This is a genomic window from Microtetraspora malaysiensis (assembly GCF_050947145.1).
GTDB lineage: Bacteria > Actinomycetota > Actinomycetes > Streptosporangiales > Streptosporangiaceae > Microtetraspora_A > Microtetraspora_A malaysiensis.
Window position 1 is genome coordinate 5,766,271 of the sequence record NZ_CP191998.1, and the last position, 17,856, is coordinate 5,784,126.

Genomic DNA, 17,856 nt, shown 5'->3' on the forward strand with positions numbered 1-17,856 from the left:
CGCCCTTCCACATAAAAAGTATATGCATATTAACTTTTTACGTGAACCAGAGCCGTCAGAGCCCAGCCGGCACATGCAGTACGGCGAGCATCTGGGCCCGCAGGTGCGCGCTCAGCGCTTGGGCGTCATTGGTCAGCCGAGCGGCGAGCACCGACGTCACCATCCCCATGACGGATGTGACGGCGATTCGCGCCGCGAGGTCGGACAGCTCCGGCCGCACCTCGATCAGTAGTCCGACCCACTCCTCACGTAGCTGCCGCATCTGGCGATTGAGCCGCCGCCGATCCTGCTCCGGCAGCCACAGCAGCTCGGCCTGCATGACCAAAGTCAGATTCTGATTCTCGACGGAAGACCGGGAGAACCAGTCCACCAGGGCGATCAGCGCCTCCTGCGGCTCCCGGTCCTGGTCGGCCAGCGCGGCTTGCGTCCCCTCCCGCAGGCGTTCCAGCGACAGCTCGATCAGGGCGAGGAGGATGGCCTGCTTGCCGGGGAAGTGCCGGTAGACCGCAGGCCCGGTGATGCCCACCGCGGCCCCTATGTCGTCGATTCCGGTGTCGGCGTAACCTCGCTCCACGAAGAGCCGAGCAGCCTGCAACAGGATGATGCGCTTGCGCACCCCATGTTTGCGCCCCTGGGAGATGAGCGATTCCAGCTCATCGGACTCGGCCACTGGCGTACCTCTCTGAGAGAAAAACGGGAACTACGGTTAACATATCGGGGTTCCGGTAGGAAACAGTCGTGATGCGGCGGAGTCCGAGAGCCGGACTCCGTGATGCGCTTGGCCACCGTCGTGTGGACCCGGGTCATCCGGCAGACCCAGGTCAACCGTGGCGACGGTGGCCAAGTAGTTGTTCACCGCGGCACGCGACGCCGACGGGCTCAAGTTGCCGGGGCTCACGGCCCGCCCGCACGGATCAAAGCGTCGATACGGTCATCGATGGCGTGGCTGGTGTCCTGGGCGGTGGCGAGTCGGCGCATGGCGGCGTTGAACCTGTCGGCGTCGTCCACGTCGAGGGACCGCTGGCAGTACGTCCCGCCCAGCACGGCGTTCTCGTAGAAGCTTTCCCACAGTCCTTGGGCCTTGGAGTCGGGGACCCGGAAAAAGCGGTACGCGGCGCGGGCATCGTTCGCGATGTCGAGGCACAGCGGTCGGACGCTGTCGAGGTCGGCGATGCTCTTCCCGGCGTTGACCTCGGCCGCGACCATCGCGAACAGTTCGCGGCGATGGTGGTAGAAGCTGTCCATCAGCCGGCCACCGCCACGATCGCGCCACGCCTGCACTTGCAACGCTCTCGACTGGGCCGACACCGGGGCATCCTCGTCCACCATGGCTGCCCCATTGCGGGCAACCCGCTGGACCTCCGCAGGTGGGGGTAGCCGGGATGCCTGTGGCGACCGCTGGACGGCGGCCACCGTGGCCACCGCCAGCGCGGCAGCGACCAGGGCCAGCGCGCAGACCCGGCCGAGCACCGTCGATGCCGGCGATCCCGGCCGCGTCGGTCCTGTCGATTGCGTCGGTCCGGGCCGCCTCGCGGTACGCGCCCCGGGGAGGGCGATCACGCCCGCCACCAACACCGTGAACGGGGAGGCGGGAACGAGGACGCCGGCGAACAGTTGCTTCGCCACGGCGGGGTTCCAGGAGCATGTCCCCGCGTCGATGGCCAGCGCGGGCACGCATCCATCGGCAGCGCGCAACGTGACAATGGCCGCGAAGCTGAGCAGGGTGGCGCCGCCCGCGCCGATCAGAGCGGCCGGCAGCCGGTGCGTGGGCACCGCTGTCCGACCGGCGTACGCCGCCAGCGCAGCCGAGGCCAGCAAGACCAGGAGCGTTCCGGCCAGGGTCGTCACCAGGAAGGTGGTGGGCGATGACTCGACCTGCTTGCGCGCGTGCAGCCAGGCGAACAACGCCACCGCCGCAGCGCAACCGAACGCGCCGCCGATCAGGACCGGGACGAGCACCCGGCGTAGGCCCGGGGGCGGCGGGCCGAGCGGGGCGTCGCCGTCGCCGGATGCCGCGGCGCGCAACCAGCGGGGTGGGCCGGTGCCGGGGCGTGGCAACCACGCCAGCAACGGCACGACCCACAGGCCGGCAACCGCCACCAGGGCGAGCGGTGCGGTGGTCACGGCGCCCGCCGCGGTCATGATTGCGACGAGGATGACGTCGAGCCACGACACGGGCGGAGGGTCCGATTCCCGGCCCACCATGGAGGACGCCATGTAGTCCCGGACATCGGCGATGTCGATCGACCACCCCGCCGCGAACGCGACCCCCTGGGTCTGCCACCAGAGCAACCAGAGTGACAGTGCCAGGGCCGCGGTGGACGCGTTCAACAGCGCCACCGGCCGCAGCGACCGGCCGTGCCAGGCGGCCACCCACAACTGTGCGCACCGGGTCAGCCACCAGGTGAACGCCATCCCGGCCAGCACGACGAGCGCCAGCAGCCACGGTCTGGCGGGCAGCCAATCGTTGACTGTCCCTTGGCCTGCGGCCAACCCGCCCGCCGCCATGCCGAGCCCGAGCCACAGACCCGCTCGTGCGCTGGATGGAGCCGGCTGACCGGTCAGCGCCGCAAACACCACGGCGCGCCACAGCGCGATGCCCACCACGCCCGCGACCAGACCGGCCGAGACCAGCGCCGCCAAGTGCTGCATCCACGGGGTCAACAGGATGTACTGGGTGATGGCGTACATCATGTGGGCGTGCACGATCGCCCCGGTCATGCCGGTCAGCAGCAGCGGAAGCGCGCGTACGCCGAACAGCACGGCGGGGTTGGTCAGCGCGGTCTGCCGGGTGTCCCATCGCGGGTGCAGCCGCCATAGTTCGACGAACGAGCGCAGCGCGCGCCGCCCGGGGCCGATGACCGGCGCGGGGCCGGCCGCAGACCAGCCCGCCGGATCGGCGCCCCAGCGCACGGCGGCGAGGTCGGCATAGATCTCCCGGCTGCGTAGCACGTCCGACCGGGCCAGATAGACCAGTACGGTGAGCAGACCGGTGATCAGCAGGCCGCGAGTGACGATCGGTGCCTCGCTGGACCACACCACCGAGTCCGAGGCGCCCCGGAACATCCAGGCGCACCAGGCCAGAAAGGGTGGAAGGGCGACCACGGTGTACACCCGCCACATGGCCACCGTCAGGTAGGTGATGGTCACGTCCCGGTTGGCGATGTGGGCGAATTCGTGCAACAGGATCGCCCGGAACCGGCGCGGATCAGCCCTCCGCGTGGCGATCAGGCCACCGTCCAGGCGCACCGTTGCCCGCCCGGATCGGCCGAACACGACCGCCCCGTCCGACGCCGAGGCCGGATCGACCAACACCCGGGGCGGACGGGCCAGGCCCGCGACCGTGGACAGCTCGGCCACGGTGCCCGCGATCTCGCCGTCGAGGTCCATCGTGGCCAGCGGCACCACCCGACTACGGCGGGCCTTCCACGCCGGCAACGCCCAGAACAGCGCGGCCGTGAACAGAGCCAAGATCGCCCACCAGCCGGCCAGTACCCACCACGGCGGCGACGGGGCATAGCGCTTGGTGCAGGCGAAGTATGCCTCCCACTGGACCGCGCGTTTCGCTATCACCGCCGACGCCGGATCGCTGTCCGGGGCTACCCCGGCCGCCAGCGAACAGCCGAAGCCGTCGTACGTGGACAGCGCGATGGTCACGTAGATCACCATCAGGCTGCTGGTGGCCACCAGCAGGGCGACCAGGAGCGCGAACCGCACCGTCGTGCCCGCTCCCAACGCCCGCTCGTCGATACGGGGCGAGGTGCTCTCCATCGGCTAGCTCGCCGGACTCGGCCCCTCTGGGCCGGCGGGGCCTGGATCAGCTCCTCGGGCCAGCCTGCGGACGATCGCGTCGGCGATCTGCTCCGCAGTCCGTTCCTCCAATTCCCGTTGCAGCTGGTCAAGAATGTCTTGGCGGAGTGCCGCGAGCTGATCCTCGGTCAGCGGCGGGATGGTCGCGGCGGCCGCCCGGCGGCCGCGCCGGAGCCAGCGGCGCAGCCCTCTGGCTTTCCTGGCGGCACGCTCGACTGCGGCGTCCGCGAGCCGCTCCGCCACCTGGTCAAGCACCAGCCAGACCACCGGCGTCATCAGACCGACGACCTCGCCCCAGCTGAAGCCGAGCGGCTCACGTCGTGGCCCGGAACGGCGCAGTTTCCGTACGACGACGGAGTCGTCGTACGCCGCCAACCCGTCCACCAGCGGCAACTCCTCGGGGGCAAGCTCCGCCACCACGTCCCGTACGACATCCCGCACTGCGGCCAACGCCACCGCTCCTCCTTGGAAGTACGCACCTTTTGCATCTAGTAAAGGCCGATTGAGCAACCCGTCGATACGTCGTATTGCACGTGGCCTTGCCGATACGCAGCAGCCCGACGGGGCTTCAACACCTGGCGTTTGCTCCCATTCATGCCCCGCCCACCCTATGGTGGCGGGCGGGTACGGCGGTCAATAGTCCCTGACATCCGACCGCCCCCGGCATGTTACGACTGCGGGCGTGTCAGAAAGTTGGCGATCGCCAGATCAAGGCCAACGAAGCCGGCGAACCAGTTGCTCCGACAAGGATCGCGAGCGCCGTGGGTGCGCCTCCCGGCCAGGCGAGGACGTCCTTCCAAAATGGCGACGAGGACTCCGGCGGTAACGATGACCGCCACCCATAGTCCTTGGTTGTTGTTCATGCGCTTCCTCGGGTGTTGTGGCAGGTCACCTTGGCGATCCGCCGGTCGGCACCGGGTCCGGATTACCCGGGAGGCAAGCACTGGCGACGCTAAATGTGCTGTACAGGTATTTAGCGCTTGGACTCCACGATCAGATCCGGCGTCCTACCTCGTAGAAGGACTCGGAATCGCCGCAGTCAGCTCCGAGCCCTCAGCGCTCTCCACACCACTGTTGAGCGATCCCTCTCTCGAGATCAAGAGACGGTGAAACACAACCCGTGATGAAGTGCATCGGTGCAACTACTAACCCTTGCGAAATAACCCTAGAAACGCGCGACTGTGAACGCAAGCCGGTGCGCGTTTGTCGCGATTGTCGATGTTTAGGGGCATATTGGCGCAACTACGGCCAGGCGCGTCACCGGAGCCCCAGGGATCGACATTCCGGCCAATCTGGAACATTTCCCTCTCCGCCGATGCACTCTTGCCCGAACATGATGTCGAACAAAGTCCGGTACGCCCGCCTGAACTGACGATCGCCGAAGGGATGACACACTGGTGGGCTCAACTCACCCACCGTGCCCGGGAGATGAACTGATGAATCGCACCGCCGACACGGTCGCCGCAACCCAGGAACGCTCCGGCGGATGCCTGTGCGGACGGATCCGTTTCACCGTCAAGGGCAAGGCCGCCTACCCTCACACGTGCAGCTGCCCCCACTGCCAGAAGCTCGGCGGCGGGCCGATGATGTGGTGGGCGGGCTTCGCCCCGAAGGATGTCACCTGGACCGGCGAGAGCGAGCCGACCTGGTTCGAGACGTTCGAGGGCGAGGCCAAGCGCGGCTTCTGCCCCCACTGCGGCAGCCGCCTCGCGGCGATCGACAGCGACGTCCCGGATCTCGGCATCGTCGTCACGGCCCTCGACGACACCAGCGGCCCCGACCTCGTCCCGGTCAACCAGTCCTTCCGCGACAACGCTGTGCATTGGCTGCCCCAGGTCCCCGACACCCAGAACAGCCCCGTCGGACTGACGCGCCCGAGACACGGTGTACTGGGATAGGGGCCAGATCAGGTACGCCACGCTGAAGATCATGTCAGCGGTGGTGGAGTCCCGGCGAGGCTCGCCGTTCACCCACGAGCGCAGGCCCAGCTTCTGCGGGTCCCCGACCTCATCCGAGGTGACCAGCCAGGGCCCGAAAGGGTTGAAGGTCTCGCAGCTCTTTCCCTTGGACCACTGGCCGCCGGAATGGGCGATCTGGAAATCCCGCTCCGACACGTCGTTGGAGACCACGTATCCCGCGACGTGCTCGAGTGCCTGCTCAGGTGTGTCGAGGTAGCGCGCCCGCCTCCAATGTTGATCATTCCGCTGGGGTCCGCTGCCGCCTGCCTGACTGAGGTGGGATTTTCGACAGACCCGACAGGATCGTCTGAGAACTCCCGTATGGGGAGGATGACAGAACTGGCGCGGGCAGCTCGGCTTGGTCGAGCCGATCGTCGAGTTGGTCCACTGCCACCGAGGAGCCCAGGAGCGTGATGGTGGTCAGCGCCAGCAGTCCCGCGGCGATGGCGCGGCGCGGGCGTGGTGCCGGTGCCAGCAGGGCGGCCGCACGCTGGGCGACCTGTCCCCCGGTGGCCGACAGGCTGACGGAGGAGGTGCCGGTGGATCCTTGGCCGAGGTCATCGGCGCGCAGCGCGGCGGCCTTGGCAAGTGCCGCACGAGCCAGCGCGCGGGCGACCAGCCGGCGGTCGCCGAGCCGGCGCGCCGCGGCTTCATCGGCGGCTCGCTCGACTGCGAACCGCACCGTGCGGGCGGTGGCGCGCAGGAGGGGGTTGGTCGCGGAGGCGAGGTGCGCCACTTGGATGTAGAGGTGGTGTCGGCCGGAGGCGTGAGCTGCCTCGTGGGCGAACAGCACACGGCTTTCCTCACCGTCCAGAGCGCTCAGCATGGCGGTCGTCACGACAACACGTGCGGGAGTTCCGGGCAGGGCTGGAAGCGTATAGGCGTCCGGCACGGCACCGGGCACGATGACCACCCCGTCGGGGCCCGGTACCAGTCGCCGGGCCGTGCCCGCGACTCTGACCAGCTCGCGAACCACCCGCGCGGTCGTGTGCAAACCTGCGGCGAGCAGCAGTGCGGCGCATATCCCAGCCGTCGCCTCGGCCGCCACCGGCCACGGCTGGTGGGCGCCGAGCCGGCTCGCGGACCAGCTGCCGAGCCGCGCCACCTCGGGTACCTGCGCGAATGACAGGAACCCGAGCGTGGTCAGCACCGTCCCCGTGCCCATGGCCATGGCCACCATCGCGATCGGGACCAGCCGGACAGCCATCCCGGGCGGCAGCGTTCGCGTGATCCACGGACCGAGAAGGCCGAGCACGAGATTGGCCACCAGCGGGGACCACACCAGCCACGCCACCGCTCACTCGCCCGTTGTCCGGCGGGCACTGCCCCGCCCCTGGCGACCGTCTTCGAGGCCGAGCAGCAGCTCGGTGAGCAGCTGCTCGTCCTCGGGATCGAGGTCGGCGACGAAGTGCGCAAGAACACCGGCACGGTCGCTGCCCTTCCCGAGCAGCCGGCTCATCTGCGTGGCCACGGCGATCGACTGCGCCGCCTCGGCGTCGGAGGCCACCCGGTAGGCGTAGGCGCGGCCGGCGGGCTCGCGCTCGGCCAGCCCTCGCTTGTGCAGCCGGGCGAGGGTGGTCATGACGGTGGTGTAGGCGAGTTCGCCCCCTAGCTGGGTTTGCACCTCACCGGGGGTCAGCGGTCGATCGGCCTCGGTCAGGCAGTCCAGGATCTCCTGCTCCAGGGCACCCGGGGGGCGCCTGCCTGACTTTCGCGGCGACTCGGTCATTCCCACCCCCAGATCTACTACAGATCTCGATCGTAGCTTGACCGTCGCGAGGTGTGGGCTCAGACCTGCGGGTGCTTCAGGGTCTTCTCGAGGGTCTTCATCGCCGCACCACATCGCGCCTGGCTCGGGGAGTCGGCCCGCAACGCGGTCAGCGCCCCGTCGATCGCACCGTCCAGAGCGTGCCAATCATTCGGCGAGCGGGGCTTGAGGCCGGCCTCGGCGACGTCCCAGGCCACCTCGAGGTCTTTGATCCGAGCCTTCGCCCCGGCCAGGTCCCCTTTGGCGGTGAGCGCGTTGACATCGTCGATGATGACGGCGAAGGAGGACAGGTCCCCGAGCTTGGAACTCGATGCCTGCTTCACCGCCGCGGCGGAACCGGCGGGTTGGCCTGCGGCGCCTGCTGACATCCAACTGCCGATCCCGACGACGACCACGATGCCGGCGGCCGCCCACACCAGGTCCGCCGGCCGGCCCAGGCTTGCCCTGCCCGACTTGCCCTCGGCGGGCGCGCCCGCGCGGAGTGCCCTGGTCGCGGCAACCTGCTCGCGGGCGACCAGCACGACGATGACGGCGAAGAACAGCATGCTGGTCCTGGTCGCGCCCAGGCCGAACCCACCGAGCGAGTGGTCCTGGGTCAGCAGGTCACCGACCGCGGCGCCCAGCGGGCGGGTCAGGATGTAGGCGGCCCAGAACGCCGGCACCTGCCAGGCCTCGACCCGCCACAGCACCAGCGTGACGAGGAAGGCGCCGCCGAACAGCAGCGCTCCGTTGCGGAATCCGAGGCTCAACGCCTCGGTGGCCAGGTCGCCTGCCGCCGTGCCGAGCGCGAACGTGGTCAGAATTGCCGCCCAGTAGAACGCCTCCCGCCGAGGCGTGTTGATCGCGGTGATCGACAGCGTCATCTCCTGCCGATACCAGACGGCGAAGACCACGGCCAAAAGCACCGCGAACAGCGTCGTGCTGACGTACAGGCTGATCCCGAGCGTGTCCGTGAGGAAGTCGGTGATCTGCGTTCCCGAGATGCTCACCAAGACGACGGACAGCCAGTAGATCCATGGGGTGTGGCGGCGGGAGGACGCCTGCAGGATGAGAGCCGCCGCCAGGACGACGAACACCAGACCATCGGTCAGCACCGGGCCGAGCCCGACATTGACCGTGAGGTAGTCCGCGAACGTCTCGCCTACCGTCGTCGAGAGGATCTTGATGACCCAGAAGGTCGCTGTGACCAGGGGCACCTTGTTTGCTATCTGCCGTCGCCGAGGTGGGGTAGAGGTGGACACCATGCGCACGCTCCAGACAGGAAAGGGACACCGTCACTGGCGCCCCAGGAGCACCAGCCACAGTAGATACTACTCGTACGAATAGTAGAAAGCGGGGGATGTCCAATCGGGCGAGTTCGGAAGCCTTCGACATGGCCAGGCGAGCAGCGGCGCGGCCGCCGCGATAAGCCCGATGAACAGCCCGAACCACATTCCGAGCGTCTGCCGCCCGGCGGTACGGTCGGCACCCATGCGGCCGAGCCGGGCACTCGAGCACGGCGAGTCTCGGGCGCCCGGCGCTTGGCTCAGCCGTCCTCGGGCTCGCCGGCGTCGCCTTTGCCCTCATGCTCGTGCTGGTCGCCCGCCTGGCCCTGCTTGCCTTCCTGGGCCTCCGAACCGGCCTCCTGCCCCTTGTCGTCCCGGCCGTCCTCGGCCTCCCGGCCCTGCTCGTCCTCCTTGGCGCCCTCGTTGGGATCGGGCGGCGTGACGGCATGCCGCTGGACCACTACCTGCCGGCCGCGATCCGCCACCAGCGTTCCCCAAGTCCCTCATCTCCATGCCAGAGGACGTTCCTCCGACCCCTTCCTGGATAGCCGTCCACCCCGGCCGGCGGCCCGCACCGCTCCGCCTTCCCGCCCGCGGTCTGACAGGGGATGGCTTTGCCGACCTCCTTGACGATGCTTCTCATGGTGGAGCGACGTCCGCGAAGTGGGGCGACCGGGATCGGGCTGGAAGCGCGCTCAGCGCCGTTGACGCTAGATACGCGGCAACCGCCTGTCAACGGGAAGAGAATGTTCCTCGAAGATCAGGAGAGCGCTCTCTTTCTCGTGGCGCCGTCAGGGATGGAGCGACCGTGCCCCCTCCGCCCGCCCCTGGGGCGTACGGACCGGACTCGCCACCTCAAGGGCAACTCTCGGCACGGAGAGACATCGGGGCGACGTGCCATTCCGCGCCAGAGCTGCGGTTTCGCGAGATAGAAGCGCTCTCGCACGCGGTGACGGCGTGATCAGGTAACGGGGATCGTTACTGATCCAACCCTTGACGCTTCGAGAAGCGCGGCCGAATCTTGTGCGAGAGCGCTCTCTTCATGATCGTCAACTCGGGACCCGAGGAGGGTTCATGGGCATCCCCCGCACCGGCCGCCGACTCCCCCGGCTGCTCGCCCCCATGGTCGCCGCCACGCTGCTGACCGTCACCGCGTGCAGTGGCGGTGGCGGATCCACCCCCGCGAGCGGAGACACGGCCGCCCCGGCCGAGAAGATCAAGCTGACCGTCGGCCTCTTCGGTGACTTCGGCTTCAAGCCGCTGTACGAGGAGTTCAGGAAGACGCACCCGAACATCGAGATCGAGGAGCGCCAGGCGGCCTACGCCGACCACCACACCAACCTCGCCGCGCACCTCGCCACCGGCGCGGGCGCCGCGGACGTCGAGGGCATCGAGGTCGGCTTCATCAGCCAGTTCACCGCTCAGCCCGACCGGTTCCAGGACCTCAAGCAGTACGGCCTGGACAAGCGCCAGGGCGAGTACCTCGACTGGAAGTGGCAGCAGGGCGTCGCCCCCAACGGGGCCGTCGTGGGACTCGGCACCGATGTCGGCGGCCTGGCCATGTGCTACCGCACCGACCTGTTCAAGAAGACCGGGCTGCCCACCGAACGCGACGAGGTATCCGCGCTGTGGCCCACCTGGGACCAGTACATCGAGACCGGCAAGAAGTTCACCGCCTCCGCGCCCAAGGGCACGAAGTTCTTCGACAGCCCCGGCGAGATCATGCGGGCGATCGTCGCGCAGGCCCCCGTCGGCGTGTACGACGCGCAGGACAACATCGTCGTGGCCACCAACCCGGACGTGAAGAACGCCTGGGACCTGTCCATCCGGATGGTCCAGGACGACCTGTCCGCCAAGATCGGCGCGTGGACGCCCGAGTGGAACACCGGATTCGCCAAGGGCTCGTTCGCCACGATCATCTGCCCGGCCTGGATGACGGCGTACATCCAGGACCAGGCCAAGAACGCGTCCGGCAAGTGGGACATCGCCACCGTTCCCGGCGGCGCGGGCAACGCCGGCGGAACGCATCTCACCGTTCCCAAGCAGAGCAAGCATCCCAAGGAGGCGGCCGAGCTGGTCGACTTCCTGACGTCGCCCGACAGTCAGGCGGCCGTCTTCAAGGCGATCGGCAACTTCCCCTCGATCCCGGCGCTGTACGACCAGCCGGACATCCAGAACTTCACCAAGGACTTCTTCAACGGCGCGCCCGTCGGCAAGATCTACTCCGACGCCGCCAAGAACCTCAAGCCACAGCACCTCGGCCCGAAGGAGGGTGACGTGCGCACGGCGATCGGCAACGGCCTCGGCCGGGTGGAGCAGGGCAAGCAGACCCCCGAGCAGGCGTGGGCCCAGGTCCTCAAGGACGTCGAGAACGTCAAGTAACCAGGCGCCCGGTGACCCCTCCGCCGCCCGGCGATCCCCTGGGTGGCACCTGGGGCCCACCGTCCCGGAGCGACCGGAAACCGAGGGCCGGAACACTCGTAACACTCGGAACGAAAGGATTCCCGATGCCTGTCGTCCGTCGGGCGCCGGCCGCCGAGAGCCCGCCGCACCCGCCGCCGGGCGAGAGCCGTACGCGGGCGGCGACCTCGCCGTGGCGCCACCGGCTGGACCGGCTGGTCTCCCCCTACGCCTACATCGCGCCCTTCTTCCTGCTCTTCGCCGCCTTCGGCGTCTTCCCGCTGATCTACACGGCGTGGGTCTCGCTGCACGACTGGAACCTGCTGAGCAGCGCGAACCCGTTCATCGGCCTGGACAACTACCGGGAGCTGTTCTCCGACGGCTACTTCTGGAACGCGGCGTTCAACACGCTGTCGATCGGGGTCCTGTCCGCGGTTCCCCAGTTGGCGCTCGCGCTGGTGCTCGCCCACCTGCTGAACCGGCCGCTCAGGGCGCAGACGTTGTTCCGCATCACCCTGCTGCTGCCGAACGTCACCAGCGTCGTCGCCGTCGTGGTGATCTTCAGCCAGCTCTTCGGTCGCGACTTCGGCCTGGTCAACGCGCTGCTGGACCTCGTCGGGATCGACCGCGTGTACTGGCAGGCGAACGTGGCAAGCTCACACGTCGCCATCGCCACCATGATCATGTGGCGCTGGACGGGGTACAACGCGCTCATCTATCTGGCCGCGATGCAGGCCGTACCCCGGGAGATCTACGAGGCCGCGACCATCGACGGGGCCTCGACGGCCCGGCAGCTCTGGGGCATCACGATCCCGATGATCCGCCCAACGATCATCTTCACGGTCATCGTCACCACGATCGGCTCGATGCAGATCATCGCCGAGCCGCTGCTGTTCGGCGCCCAGGTGAGCAACGGCGCGGCGACAACGGGCGGCACCGACCGCCAGTTCCAGACGCTCGCGCTCTACCTGTACGAGAAGGGCTTCCGGAGCTTCGAGTTCGGCTACGCCTCGGCCGCCGCGTGGGTGATGTTCCTGCTCGTGGTACTCGTCGTCGGATTCAACTACCTGGTGGTCCGCAGGATGCGCGGAGGTCTCGATGTGTGACGGAAGTCGTCCGGCATGCGAGGAAAGCCGCCTCATGCGCGCGGGAACCGGGGTGCGCGGATGAGAGCCCTGCGCAAGCACCCGCTCACCTATCTCACGCTGGTGGCGGTGGCGTTCTTCTCCGCCTTCCCCGTCTACTGGAGCGTGATCGTCGCCTCGCACGACAACGCGGCGCTGGCCGAGATGCCGCCGCCACTGCTGCCCGGCGGCAACTTCCTCGCCAACGTGTCGCGGGTCTTCGACACCACGCCGTTCGCGCTGGCGCTGGTCAACTCGTTCGTGGTGGCCGGCACGATCACCGTCTCGGTGACGTTCTTCTCCACGCTGGCCGGTTTCGCGTTCGCGAAGCTGCGCTTCCGGGGACGGAACGCGCTGCTGCTGCTCACCGTGGTGACCATGATGGTCCCGACGCAGCTCGGCATCATCCCGCTCTACATGCTGATGATCAAGCTGGAGTGGACGGGGAAGCTGTACGCCGTGATCGTGCCCGCGCTGGTCAACGCGTTCGGCGTGTTCTTCATGACGCAGTACCTCAGCCGCGCGCTTCCCACCGAGCTGCTCGAGGCCGGGCGCATCGACGGCTGCGGCACCTGGCGGCTGTTCCGGCACATCGTCGTCCCGGCGGCGCGGCCCGCCGCCGCGGTGCTCGGGATGCTGACCTTCATGACGGCCTGGAACGACTACTTCTGGCCGCTGGTCGTCCTCACCCCGGACGACCCGACGGTGCAGGTCGCGCTGTCCCAGCTCGCCAGCGGGTACGTCCGCGACTTCACACTCGGGCTGACCGGGACGGCGGTGGCGACGCTGCCACTCGTGCTCATCTTCGTCCTTCTCGGCAAGCAGATCATCGGAGGAATCATGCAGGGAGCGGTCAAAGGATGAGCGCCACGACCACCGCGCACCCCGGGGAACCTCCTGTGACGGCGGCGTCCGCCAGGACCACGCGCGGCGAGACGGACGAATGCCCCGGCGGGCGGCTGGCGTTCCCCGACGGCTTCGTCTGGGGGGCCGCGACCGCGGCGTACCAGATCGAGGGCGCCGCCGCCGAGGACGGCAGAGGGCGCTCCATCTGGGACAGCTTCTCCCGCGTGCCGGGCAAGGTCGCCGACGGCCACACCGGGGACGTCGCCTGCGACCACTACCATCGCTACGCCGAGGACGTCCGGCTCATGGCCGGGCTCGGCCTGGCGGCCTACCGTTTCTCCGTCGCCTGGCCGCGGGTGCGTCCCACCGGTTCCGGCCCGGTCAACCCGCGCGGGCTCGACTTCTACGACCGGCTCGTGGACGACCTCCTGGCGCACGGCATCGCGCCCTACCCGACGCTCTACCACTGGGACCTGCCGCAGGCGCTGGAGGACTGCGGCGGCTGGACCTCCCGGGACGTCGCGTACCGGTTCGCCGACTACGCGACGGCCGTACACGACCGGCTCGGCGACCGGATCCGGACCTGGACGACCCTGAACGAGCCGTGGGTCGCGGCCTTCCTCGGCTACGGCTCCGGCGTGCACGCGCCGGGACGGCAGAGCCCGGCCGCCGCCTTCCGCGCCGCGCACCACCTGCTGCTCGGGCACGGGCTGGCCGCCTCCGCGCTGCGTACGGCCGGCGCCGCCGAGATCGCGCTCACCCTCAACTTGGCCCCCGTGATCGGGCCGGGCGACGCCGCGCCCGCCATCGCCACGGTGGACGGACTGCTCAACCGGCAGTTCCTCGATCCCGCGCTGCGCGGGAGCTACCCGGAGGACGTGCTGGAGATCGCCGCCCGGCACGGCGGCCTCGACCACATCCGGGACGGCGATCTGGAGATCATCCGGCAGCCTCTGGAGCTGCTCGGGATCAACTACTACAACCCGTCCTTCGTCTCCTCCGCCCCCGACGAGCCCGCTAACCCGGCGTTCCCCGGCACCGAGGGCGTCCGGTTCGACCCGCCGGCCGGGCCGACGACGGCGATGGACTGGCCCATCGATCCGGCCGGGCTGGAGTCGCTCCTGCTCAGGCTGTCCCGCGACTATCCCGAGGTTGGCCTGCTGGTCACCGAGAACGGCGCCGCCTTCGACGACGTCGTCCGGGACGGACAGGTATCCGACCCGGAGCGGGTCGGATACCTCGACGCGCACCTGCGCGCCGCGCACGCGGCGATATCGGCCGGTGCGGATCTGCGCGGTTATCTCGTATGGTCGCTGCTGGACAACTTCGAGTGGGCGTACGGATACCACAAGAGGTTCGGGATCGTGTACGTCGACTTCGCGACCCAGCGGCGCATTCCCAAGGAGAGCGCGCTGTGGTACCGCGAGGTCATCGGCCGCAACGGCCTCTCCTACGGCTCTCAGGGGGACAGATGAAACGACCCACGCTGGAGGCGGTCGCCGCGCGGGCGGGGGTGTCGCGCGCGACCGTCTCCCGGGTCGTCAACGGACAGGCGACGGTGACGCCGCAGATCAGAGAGGCCGTGCTGCGCGCGGTCGACGAGCTGGGATACGTGCCCAACTCGGCCGCGCGCAGCCTGGTCACCCAGCGGACCGACTCGATCGCCCTGGTCGTCTCCGAGCCGCCGACCAGGGTGTTCTCGGAGGACCCGATGTTCTCCACGGTCATCCGGTCGGCCAGCCTGGAGCTCGAGGCCGCCGACCGGCAGGTGGTGCTGATGCTGGCGGGTTCGCCCAAGAGCCACGCGAGGATCGAGCGCTACATCGCCGGCGGCCACGTGGACGGCGTCATGCTCATCTCCATGCACGGCGCCGACCCGCTGCCCGCCGCGATCTCCCGCATGTCCGTGCCGATCGTCTCGTACGGCAGGCCCGCCGTGCCCGTGCCCCTGCCGTACGTGGACAACGACAACGTGGGCGGCGCCGAGAAGGCCGTACGGCACCTGCTGGACAAGGGTCGGCGCCGCATCGCGACGATCGCCGGGCCACAGGACATGATCGGCGGCCAGGACCGGCTGACCGGATACCGCAACATGCTGCGGGAGTCCGACCGCCGCTCCATCGTGGCCGTCGGCGACTTCACCCGCGAGTCCGGCGCGGTGGCCATGCGCCAGCTCCTCCGCGACGATCCGGATCTCGACGCGGTTTTCGTGGCCAACGACCTGATGGCCGTCGGCGCGCTGCAGTCGCTCCGGCAGGCGGGCCGGCGGGTTCCCGACGACGTGGCCGTGGTCGGCTTCGACGACATCGAAGCGGCGAAGTTCACCGAGCCCCCGCTGACCACGATCAGGCACCCGTTCACCGAGCAGGCGGCGGCGATGGTGAAACTCCTGCTCGGCCTGTTCGAGGGCGGCCCGGCCGACCCGGTGATCCTTCCCACCGAACTGGTCGTCCGCGAGTCGGCCTAGTACTCCAGCCGTAGATCGTGATCTTGTGAGTGGGGGCGCCGCTGATATGGCGCGGCCACCATTGACCATCTCGACGAGACCGGCCGCGCCATCGGCGGCGTCCATCCCTCTCTGCCTACTTGAGTCCACCGAGACGAAGGGCATCCTCGATCTCGCTGAGCTTCGCGGACGGCAGGACGCCCGCCTGCCCGATCAGGTCTTCCCTGGCCAGGGTGACCAGCCAAGTGCAAGGGATGAGGTCGGGACGTGGAAGTGCGACTCTCAGGACGCCTTCGAGAGGCAGTCCTTCGGAGGCACCTACTGCCACCTCAACGGCCACGCCACTGAGATCGGTGCCCGCGGGAGCGACGACCTGCATCGCCAAGAAACCGGACGCCTCTTCTCCCGACAGCAGTACGACTGCCCGCTGCTCGTTGAAATCTGCCCACCAGACTTCGCCACGTCGCATATGTCCTCCTGATACGGGACGGCGCGCCTGCGTCGCCCCTTCGACCGCCGCCTACTCCAGGCACAGATCGTAATGTTGGCTGGTCAGGGCCGGTGAGAAGACGGCTGCGGCTACCGATGATCATCGTGAGCTGTGTGGACAAACGAAGATCATGCGGTGGCCGCAGCTCACAGCGTAGACCCGGCCCGGTGGCAGGAGGCGTTCGAGGGTCTGATGGGCCGGATAGCGGCGAGGTTCGCGCGGGTCGAACCACGCCTTCGGGCGCGGGACTTCGTGCGCGGGCTGCTGGCGGACCTGCCGCGGAAGAACTGCTGGACAATCGCAGAGTGGGCCGGGGAGGCGAGTCCTGATGGCATGCAGCACCTGCTGGGCCGGGCCAAGGGGGATGCCGATGCGGTACGCGATGACGTACGGGAGTACGTGGTGGAGCATCTGCACGACCCAGATGCGGTCCTGGTCGTCGACGAGACCGGGGACGTGAAGAAGGGCACGCACACCGTCGGGGTGCAGCGCCAGTACACCGGCACCGCTGGCAGGATCGAGAACTCCCAGGTCGCCGTCTATCTCGTCTACGCGGGCCGCCGCGGACACGCGGCAGTGGACCGCGAGCTGTACATTCCGCGCTCGTGGACATGCGACCCGGACCGCTGCCGGGCTGCGGGCCTGGACGAGGACACCGTCTTCGCGACCAAGCCGGAGCTAGTGGCCCGTCACGCAACCTTGGCCGGGTAACTCGTCCAGCTTCTGATCGGTGAGCTGGCAGCGAAGTTGGTCTTGGGCTCGGCTCGGGCGTTGCGCCAGCGCACGTAAGCGCCGATCGCCGCGTTTTGCTCGTCATGGGTGCGGTGGTCGGTGCCGTTCAGCGCGTAGTAGCGCAGCGCGGCGAACTCTGATTCGATCCAGTTCAACCAGGAGCCGTAGGTCGGCAGGAACACCAGCTCAACATCGTTGTCAGCAGCCCAGGTGCGGACCTGGGGATGCTTGTGCGGCGAGTAGTTGTCGGCGATCACATACAGCTTCTCGCCAGGCCAGCGGGCCCGCAACGTCTTGAGGAACGACAGGTATTCGCGCCAGCGCTTGCGCTTGCGGATCCGGTAGTACAGCTTGCCGGTGGCCAGGTCGAGCGCGGCGATCATGTGCATGACGCCGTTGTAGCGGTTGTAGGTGGCACGCAGCCGGGCCGGTGAACCCGCCGGCCGCCACCGCTTGCCCTTTCGAGGCATCAGGTTCAACGGCCCGAACTCATCGACGCAGATCACCCGCCCATCGGCGGGCGGGTGATCGTAGAGGTCCAGGACGCGCTGCATCTTGGCGATGAAGTGCGGGTCGGTGGAGGACTTCCACGTCGTGGTGGTCTGCCAGCTCACCCCGCCTTTACGGAGGATCCGCCGCAGGTGCTCGCGGCTGATCGCCGCCACCACCCCGCGAGTGATGAGGTGCTCGGCCAGGGTGCGCAGGCTCCAGGTGGAGTGTCCGGTGATGCCCCATTCGGCGGGGACCGTCTTGGCGATCAGGCAGATGTGCTCACGCACCTGGCTACTGATCGCTCGCGGACGGCCCCCGCTCCATTTTGGGTCGAGCGCGTCGAACCCCTTCTCGTTGAAGGCGTGGATGACATCCCGCACGTAGTCGTCGCTGACCTGCATCAACGAGGTGATGTCCGGGACGCTTTGGCCCTGGCCGGACATCATCACCACGATCGCCCGCCGCAGCTTGACCGGATCTTTAGCGCTCCGCGTGATCCGTTGCAGCTTGCGGCCTTCCTCCATG

General features: G+C 68.6%; 15 protein-coding genes and 2 pseudogenes. 7 read left to right on the forward strand and 10 right to left on the reverse strand.

Going from position 1 to position 17,856, the window contains the following annotated elements; all coding sequences use genetic code 11:
- Nucleotides 1-55 precede the first annotated feature (55 nt).
- The 3 genes from ACQP1V_RS27200 to ACQP1V_RS27210 all read right to left on the reverse strand — a co-directional run bounded on the left by ACQP1V_RS27200 (nucleotide 56) and on the right by ACQP1V_RS27210 (nucleotide 4,266).
- On the reverse strand, nucleotides 56-670 hold the full coding sequence (locus ACQP1V_RS27200) for a TetR/AcrR family transcriptional regulator (RefSeq protein ID WP_387412070.1): 615 nt from the start codon (nucleotides 668-670) through the stop codon (nucleotides 56-58).
- Between the two features lie 224 nt (nucleotides 671-894).
- Nucleotides 895-3,771 carry a M48 family metallopeptidase gene (locus ACQP1V_RS27205; RefSeq protein ID WP_433412935.1) on the reverse strand — a complete coding sequence of 959 codons (2,877 nt, stop codon included), beginning with the start codon at nucleotides 3,769-3,771 and terminating at the stop codon, nucleotides 895-897.
- A gap of 3 nt (nucleotides 3,772-3,774) precedes the next feature.
- Nucleotides 3,775-4,266 carry a hypothetical protein gene (locus ACQP1V_RS27210; RefSeq protein WP_433412936.1) on the reverse strand — a complete coding sequence of 164 codons (492 nt, stop codon included), beginning with the start codon at nucleotides 4,264-4,266 and terminating at the stop codon, nucleotides 3,775-3,777.
- 980 nt (nucleotides 4,267-5,246) lie between these two features.
- On the opposite strand from ACQP1V_RS27210, the gene ACQP1V_RS27215 reads away from it, so the two are divergent.
- A complete protein-coding gene (locus tag ACQP1V_RS27215) occupies nucleotides 5,247-5,708 on the forward strand; it encodes a GFA family protein (RefSeq protein ID WP_433412937.1) in 462 nt (153 codons plus the stop codon).
- Nucleotides 5,709-5,753: 45 nt separating this feature from the next.
- On the opposite strand, the pseudogene ACQP1V_RS27220 reads toward ACQP1V_RS27215, so the two are convergent.
- The 5 genes and pseudogenes from ACQP1V_RS27220 to ACQP1V_RS27240 form a co-directional block, all read right to left on the reverse strand.
- Nucleotides 5,754-5,939: pseudogene (locus ACQP1V_RS27220) on the reverse strand (fumarylacetoacetate hydrolase family protein); the annotation flags it as partial.
- A 67-nt stretch (nucleotides 5,940-6,006) separates the two neighbouring features.
- Entirely contained in the window at nucleotides 6,007-7,062 is a 1,056-nt protein-coding gene (locus ACQP1V_RS27225) for a M48 family metalloprotease (protein ID WP_433412938.1), read from the reverse strand.
- A gap of 3 nt (nucleotides 7,063-7,065) precedes the next feature.
- The gene (locus ACQP1V_RS27230) at nucleotides 7,066-7,497 is read right to left on the reverse strand and encodes a BlaI/MecI/CopY family transcriptional regulator (RefSeq protein WP_433412939.1); all 432 of its coding nucleotides are present in this window, start codon (nucleotides 7,495-7,497) and stop codon (nucleotides 7,066-7,068) included.
- A 59-nt stretch (nucleotides 7,498-7,556) separates the two neighbouring features.
- On the reverse strand, nucleotides 7,557-8,732 hold the full coding sequence (locus tag ACQP1V_RS27235) for a COG4705 family protein (RefSeq protein WP_433412940.1): 1,176 nt from the start codon (nucleotides 8,730-8,732) through the stop codon (nucleotides 7,557-7,559).
- Between the two features lie 329 nt (nucleotides 8,733-9,061).
- Nucleotides 9,062-9,286 (reverse strand): hypothetical protein, encoded by a 225-nt coding sequence (locus ACQP1V_RS27240; RefSeq protein ID WP_433412941.1) that lies wholly within the window; start codon nucleotides 9,284-9,286, stop codon nucleotides 9,062-9,064.
- Between the two features lie 589 nt (nucleotides 9,287-9,875).
- On the opposite strand from ACQP1V_RS27240, the gene ACQP1V_RS27245 reads away from it, so the two are divergent.
- The 5 genes from ACQP1V_RS27245 to ACQP1V_RS27265 all read left to right on the forward strand — a co-directional run bounded on the left by ACQP1V_RS27245 (nucleotide 9,876) and on the right by ACQP1V_RS27265 (nucleotide 15,638).
- Nucleotides 9,876-11,183, forward strand: a complete 1,308-nt coding sequence (locus ACQP1V_RS27245) for an ABC transporter substrate-binding protein (protein ID WP_433412942.1) — start codon at nucleotides 9,876-9,878, stop codon at nucleotides 11,181-11,183.
- A gap of 125 nt (nucleotides 11,184-11,308) precedes the next feature.
- Nucleotides 11,309-12,307, forward strand: a complete 999-nt coding sequence (locus ACQP1V_RS27250; protein WP_433412943.1) for a carbohydrate ABC transporter permease — start codon at nucleotides 11,309-11,311, stop codon at nucleotides 12,305-12,307.
- Nucleotides 12,308-12,367: 60 nt separating this feature from the next.
- Nucleotides 12,368-13,189, forward strand: a complete 822-nt coding sequence (locus ACQP1V_RS27255) for a carbohydrate ABC transporter permease (protein WP_387412091.1) — start codon at nucleotides 12,368-12,370, stop codon at nucleotides 13,187-13,189.
- A complete protein-coding gene (locus ACQP1V_RS27260; RefSeq protein ID WP_433412944.1) occupies nucleotides 13,186-14,646 on the forward strand; it encodes a GH1 family beta-glucosidase in 1,461 nt (486 codons plus the stop codon). Before ACQP1V_RS27255 ends, ACQP1V_RS27260 begins: the two co-directional genes overlap by 4 nt.
- Nucleotides 14,643-15,638 carry a LacI family DNA-binding transcriptional regulator gene (locus ACQP1V_RS27265; protein WP_387412093.1) on the forward strand — a complete coding sequence of 332 codons (996 nt, stop codon included), beginning with the start codon at nucleotides 14,643-14,645 and terminating at the stop codon, nucleotides 15,636-15,638. The genes ACQP1V_RS27260 and ACQP1V_RS27265 overlap by 4 nt, the downstream gene beginning before the upstream one ends.
- Before the next feature lie 115 nt (nucleotides 15,639-15,753).
- On the opposite strand, the gene ACQP1V_RS27270 is transcribed toward ACQP1V_RS27265, so the two are convergent.
- Nucleotides 15,754-16,086: a type II toxin-antitoxin system PemK/MazF family toxin gene (locus tag ACQP1V_RS27270; RefSeq protein WP_433412945.1), complete on the reverse strand. Its 333-nt coding sequence runs from the start codon at nucleotides 16,084-16,086 to the stop codon at nucleotides 15,754-15,756.
- Nucleotides 16,087-16,299: 213 nt separating this feature from the next.
- Between ACQP1V_RS27270 and ACQP1V_RS27275 the strand changes: the two are divergent.
- Nucleotides 16,300-16,800, forward strand: a pseudogene (locus ACQP1V_RS27275) (IS701 family transposase); the annotation flags it as partial.
- Here ACQP1V_RS27275 and ACQP1V_RS27280 read toward each other — a convergent pair.
- Nucleotides 16,797-17,855 (reverse strand): IS630 family transposase, encoded by a 1,059-nt coding sequence (locus tag ACQP1V_RS27280; protein WP_433425953.1) that lies wholly within the window; start codon nucleotides 17,853-17,855, stop codon nucleotides 16,797-16,799. The pseudogene ACQP1V_RS27275 and the gene ACQP1V_RS27280 overlap by 4 nt on opposite strands.
- Nucleotide 17,856 lies beyond the last annotated feature (1 nt).